This window comes from Kitasatospora sp. NPDC054768, assembly GCF_053612025.1.
In genome coordinates this window covers 1-5,789 of sequence record NZ_JBSHBN010000283.1, presented here as the reverse complement: position 1 = coordinate 5,789, position 5,789 = coordinate 1, and the positions used below count along the sequence as shown (strand labels likewise).

General features: G+C 73.1%; 5 protein-coding genes. 4 read left to right on the top strand and 1 reads right to left on the bottom strand.

The genetic code is table 11. The features are described 5' to 3' along the window. Window positions 1-150 precede the first annotated feature (150 nt). The 4 genes from ACWGKU_RS40110 (at window position 151) to ACWGKU_RS40095 (ending at window position 4,945) form a co-directional block, all read left to right on the top strand. Window positions 151-798: a hemerythrin domain-containing protein gene (locus tag ACWGKU_RS40110; protein ID WP_387690349.1), complete on the top strand. Its 648-nt coding sequence runs from the start codon at window positions 151-153 to the stop codon at window positions 796-798. 266 nt (window positions 799-1,064) lie between these two features. After that, a complete protein-coding gene (locus ACWGKU_RS40105; protein ID WP_452180841.1) occupies window positions 1,065-1,580 on the top strand; it encodes an anthrone oxygenase family protein in 516 nt (171 codons plus the stop codon). Between the two features lie 289 nt (window positions 1,581-1,869). Continuing rightward, a complete protein-coding gene (locus tag ACWGKU_RS40100; protein WP_359915173.1) occupies window positions 1,870-2,253 on the top strand; it encodes a hypothetical protein in 384 nt (127 codons plus the stop codon). Window positions 2,254-2,548: 295 nt separating this feature from the next. Next, window positions 2,549-4,945 carry a lamin tail domain-containing protein gene (locus tag ACWGKU_RS40095; protein ID WP_452180840.1) on the top strand — a complete coding sequence of 799 codons (2,397 nt, stop codon included), beginning with the start codon at window positions 2,549-2,551 and terminating at the stop codon, window positions 4,943-4,945. A 70-nt stretch (window positions 4,946-5,015) separates the two neighbouring features. Here ACWGKU_RS40095 and ACWGKU_RS40090 read toward each other — a convergent pair whose 3' ends face one another. Continuing rightward, complete coding sequence (locus tag ACWGKU_RS40090; protein WP_401047890.1) at window positions 5,016-5,618, bottom strand: hypothetical protein; 603 nt, start codon at window positions 5,616-5,618, stop codon at window positions 5,016-5,018. Window positions 5,619-5,789: the final 171 nt, after the last annotated feature.

Below are 5,789 nucleotides of genomic sequence, written 5' to 3'. Positions count from 1 at the left end.
GGCGTGAGCCGCGGGACTTCGCCGACTACGCCCGCGAGGCCGCCGCCTCCGGCGTGTGGAACGCGTGAGCCGACCCGTCCGGGCGGCTCCGACCGGCCGCCTGCGGGCGGGCGTTGGTCGATAATCCGAACGGACTCTGGAGGTCTGGTCATGACGGACGGTACGACGATCTGGTCGACCGAGCACGGGCTCCGCGCCCTGCCCGAGCAGCTCAAGGGCTTCGGCCTGATGCACGTGGCGATGCGCCGGGACGCGGCACGGCTGACCGCCGTGGCGCAGCGCGGCGCGGCGGGCTCCTCCGCGGCGCTCGCGGAGTGGTTCGGGCGGCTGCGCTCGGTGATCGACTGGCACCACCACAGCGAGGACGAGATCCTCTGGCCGTACCTGCGCGGCCGGGTGGCGGGCTTCGACGGCAGCGGGGTCCTGGAGGAGGACCACGAGGCGCTGGACGCCTCGATGCGGCGGGTGGCCGGGGTGCTGGGCTCCGGCCTGCGGGCCGAACTCCCCGAGGCGGCCCGGGCGTTCGAGAGCCTGGTGCGCGAGCACCTGCGGCACGAGGAGCCGGTGGTCTTCCCGGCACTGGCCGGCCTGTCGGTGGACGAGTACCTGCGGGTCGAGCGCCGGATCATCGGGAGCGCGCCGACCCAGGTGATGACCTACCTCCAGCCCTGGATGTTCGACGGCGCGGACGCGGCCTCGGTCCGGGCGGTCTCGGCGACCATCCCGGCCCCGGTGCGGCTGCTCGGTCGGACGGTCCTGGACCGGCGGTACCGGCGCGGCCTGGACCCGGTGCTCTGAGGAGGCCGGGAACCTCGCCCCTCGGCCCCGGGCGCGGCACCGCGGCACGCGGCACGTGCCCCGCCGGGGAACGGGGTTCCGGTTGTCGCGGTTTCGTTGCGCGGCTCGCCGCACGGTGGGCGGTGTCGAGTGTTCCACGTTCGCCGGCGCCGCACTGCGCGGAGCCGGAAGAGTGAGAGGGTCCTGAGATGCGTTCGGATCAGACCGCGGTTCCGCTGTCGTACACGGCGCCGTCTGCCATCGGGGGTGCGGGGGTGGGGAGTTCCGTGCAGAGCGTCGGACAGAGCCGGGCCGCGGGTCCGCTGCTGGCGGGTGCCACCGTCGCGATGGGCCTGATGGCCGGGCTGTTCTTCGCCTTCGACGTGTCGGTGATGCCGGGCCTGGCGGCCGGGGACGACCCTACCTACGTGACGGCGATGCAGCACATCAACAAGTCGATCGAGAACGGGCTGTTCGGCCTGGTCTTCGTCGGCGCCTTCGCGGCGACCGGCCTGGCGGCCTGGCTGCTGCACAAGGCCGGCCGGCGCCGGGCGGCGCTGTGGGCGGCCCTGGCGACGGCGCTGTACGTGGTGGCGCTGATCGTCACCATGGGCGTCAACATCCCGCTCAACAACGAGCTGGCGGCGGCCGGCGACCCGTCGCAGATCCACGACTTCGCCGCCGTGCGGGCCAGGTTCGCGGACAGTTGGGTGCCGGCGAACATGCTCCGCACGGCGCTCTGCACGGGCGGGCTGCTCGCCCTGACCCGCTCCCTGGTGCTGCACGGCCGCGGCGCCCGCTGAGCCCCGCCCGTCCCGCGTACCGCCGCTGTGCCCGTCCGCCTCGTGCGGGCGGGCACACGCGCGTTCCCGGGCCGTGCGTCCGCCCCTGCCCACGGGCCGTCGGACCCGGTAGGTGCGCGGGGGCGTGCGCCGGTGCGCCGGGTCGGTGCGTTCTCCCAATTCACTTGGTGAGACCCCGAGTTGGCGAACCGGCCGGATGTGGTGGAGCATAGGCCGGGCCCGGTCTGTTGCGGTGCGCTTGCGCCGCGGCCGAGGCGCCGTTCGACTGCTGGGGGAGGAGGCGGTTCCGGTGAATCCGGCGGAACGTCCGTTTCTGGTCCGGGGGAAGGCGGTCCCCCTGGCCAGATACCTGGCGGAGGCGGACATCGAGGGCCTGGTGGCCTGCTCGTGCATCGGGAACGAAGTCAGCATCGACCTCGCGGACACCAGGATCCTGGTGAGCCTGGTCGACGTCGCCGACGTGGTGCGGCTCAACTTCGACATGGTCCAGGACGGCCCGGCCAAGCCCCGCTCCTGGTCGCGCCGGCTGCCCGCCGGCACCGGCCCGCGCGAGATCGCGTCCCGGATAGCGCTGGACGTGCGGGCCCTGGAACGCGAACTCGCGCCGCTGCGGCTGCGCCCGCCCCGGGCGACGCCGACGGTGACGCCGCCGCGGCAACACCGTCCGGGCTGACCACCCGGCGGGCGGGAACCGGCCCGGGTCCGGCGGCGGAGGCGCTGCCGGGCCCGGGCTCCGCGCTGTCCCGGTCGGGCCGGCGGCCCCATGGGGAGCGGAAGTCGCTTCCGGCCATCCGGAGTTCGCCCTCCCACTTGTCGCGCGTAGAAACGTTCTTCCGCCGTACGTCTGGCCGTTGCCCGATGCGCCCGGTAGGGATCTGGTGGCGCTGTTAGAACCGCAGCGCCCGACCTTTCTTGTCCGTGGTCACACCGCCGGGCCACGAGCCCGGACGGTGGTCAGGAGGAGCCTCATGCGGAGCACCTTGAATCCCCGGATCACCCCGAGAGCGGCGCGAGTGCGGCGCCGGACGCCGGCGGCGGTCTCCGCCGCGGCCGTGGTGGCGGCGCTGGTGGCGCTGCCCGGCGGCGTTGCGCAGGCGGCGTCGCCCGACATCGTGATCAGCCAGGTGTACGGCGGTGGCGGCAACTCCGGTGCCCCGTACGCCAACGACTTCGTCGAGCTGTACAACCGCGGCACCACGCCGGTGTCGGTCACCGGCTGGACGGTGCAGTACGCCTCGGCCACCGGGTCCAGCTGGTCGCGGACCACCCTCTCCGGGACGATCGCGCCCGGCCACTACTTCCTCGTCCAGGAGGCCGCCGGGGCCGGCACCGGCGCCGCGCTGCCGACGGCGGACGCCACCGGCACGATCGCGATGTCCGCGACCTCCGGCAAGATCGTCCTCGTCACCAACGGCACGGCGCTGACCTGCGCCACCGGCTGTGCGACCCAGTCCGGGGTGAAGGACTTCGTCGGCTACGGCAGCGGCGCCGGCTCCGCCGAGGGCTCGCCGACCGGCAACCTGTCGAACGGCACCGCGGCCCTGCGCGCGGGCGGCGGCGCCACCGACACCGACAACAACGCGACGGACTTCGCGATCGGCTCGCCCGCGCCGCGCAACTCCTCCACCGGCGGGGGCGGAAACCCCGGCGGCACCCGCATCCACGACATCCAGGGCGCCGCCCGGGTCTCCCCGCTGGCCGGCAGCGCGGTCAGCGCCGTGCCCGGCGTGGTGACGGCCGTCGGCCCCAACGGCTTCTGGTACCAGGACCCGCAGCCCGACAACGACCCCGGCACCAGCGAGGGCGTCTACGTCTACACCTCCGGCGCGCCCTCGGTCGCGGTCGGGGACTCGGTCACGGTGAGTGCCACCGTCAGCCAGTTCCGCCCGGGCGGCACCGGCGGCACCACCAACCTGTCGATCACCGAACTGACCGCGCCCGCCGTCACGGTGGTCGCCCACAACGCGCCGCTGCCCGCCGCCACCCTGGTCGGCCAGGGCGGGCGGGTGCCCCCGTCCGCGGTCATCTCCGGCGTCACCTCCGGCGACGTCGAGACCGCGGGGAACTACCAGCCCGCCACCGACGGCCTGGACTTCTGGGAGTCCCTGGAGGGCATGCGGGTCGAGATCGACGACGCGGCCGTGGTCGGCCCGACCAACAAGTACGGCGAGCTCTCCGTCGTCCCGCAGGGCAGCGGCACCCGCACCAACCGGGGCGGCATCCTGCTGCAGGCGAACGACGGCAACCCGGAGCGGGTCGTCCTCGGGAAGGCGCTCGCCCCCACCCCGACCGCCAACGTCGGCGACACCCTGACCGGCGCCACCGTCGGCGTGCTCGACTACGCCTTCGGCAACTTCACCCTCCAGGTCACCGCGACCCCGACGGTCACTGCCGGCACCACCACCCCCGAGGTCACCGCCGCGCCGACGGCCGGCCAGCTCGCCGTCGCGACCTTCAACGTGGAGAACCTCGCCCCGTCCGACCCGCAGAGCAAGTTCGACGGCCTCGCGGCGGGCATCGTCACCAACCTGCGCTCGCCCGACCTGGTCGCCCTGGAGGAGATCCAGGACAACAGCGGCGCCACCAGCGACGGCACGGTGAGCGCCACCCAGACCCTGGCCAAGCTCACCGCGGCCGTCACCGCGGCCGGCGGCCCCTCCTACTCCTACCGCGAGATCGACCCGGTGGACGGCCAGGACGGCGGGCAGCCCGGCGGCAACATCCGCCAGGTGTTCCTGTACCGCACCGACCGCGGCCTCTCCTTCACCGACCGCCCCGGCGCCGGCTCCACCACCGCCGACTCCGTGGTGAACGCGGGCGGCACGCCGCAGCTGGCCTACTCGCCCGGACGGATCGACCCGGCCAACGCGGCGTTCAACTCCAGCCGCAAGCCGCTGGCCGGAGAGTTCCGCTGGAACGGCAAGCCGGTCTTCGTGATCGCCAACCACTTCAACTCCAAGGGCGGCGACCAGCCCCTCTTCGGCCGCTACCAGCAGCCGGCCCGCCCCTCGGAGAGCCAGCGCCACGACCAGGCGACCGTGGTGAAGGACTTCACCGACCGGATCCTGGCCGTGGACCCGAAGGCCTCGGTCATCGTGCTCGGCGACCTCAACGACTTCGAGTTCTCCCAGACCGCCGACATCCTCACCGCCGGCGGCTCGCTCACCGACCTGCCGCGCACCCTGCCGCTGCCCGAGCGCTACACCTACGTGTACGAGGGCAACTCGCAGGTGCTGGACCACATCCTGATCTCCGGCGCGCTCGCGGCCACCGCGTACAGCTACGACATCGTGCACATCAACAGCGAGTTCAGCACGCAGCTCAGCGACCACGACCCGCAGGTGGTGCGGATCCCGCTGCCGTAGTGGGCCCGACGAACGGTGCCGGTCTCCCCGTGGTTGGGGGAGACCGGCACCGTTCGTCGGGGCGGGAACGCTAGCCGAGCAGCAGGAACTTGGTGGACGGGGTGTTCCGGTAGGTGCTGCAGTCGGTGTTCTGGGTGGTCGTGCTGTACGTGAAGCCGTAGGGGACGTCACAGGCCCAGAGGCCGCTGTACGGCTTGCGGAGGTGGAAGGCGTTGGACTGGCCGCCGCCCGTGGTGAGGTTGCAGGCGGTGCCCCAGACGAGGTAGTCGTAGGTGAACTCCGGGGTGCCCACGCAGGCGACCAGGCCGTCGACCGGCTTGCGCAGGTGGTACTGGTTGGACTGCACGCCGCTGATCTGGCTGCAGGCGAGACCCCAGGTGATGTTGTCGTAGACGAAGCCGGGCGTGCTCCGACAGGCCGTCAGGCCGTCGTAGGGGGTCCGCAGGTGGAACTGCGGCGAGTTCCAGCTGCCGCCGCCGCTGCAGCTGCGGTTCATCGACACCTGGTCGTAGACGTACCCGGCCGGGACCTCGCAGGCCCAGGAGCCGTCGAGGCTGGTGGTGGTGGCCTTCGCGGGGGTCGCGGCGACCGCGCCCGAGAGCAGGAGGGCGAGGGCGGCCAGTGCGGCGAGCAGCAGGCGGGCGAAGCGGGTGTGCGCGTGTGCGGTGGGCATGGTTCTCCCAGGGTCGTGGCCGGAGCCGAGGCTCGGCGCGGGAACAACGGGACATGCGGTACCGTGCGGGCCGGCAAAGGGAGTTGCGGCCCGTCGAAGGTTTTAGCACGGCGTCGTCACGGCCGCCTCACGAACCGCTCGACTCGGGTGGATGTTGTGAAGCCCCGACGG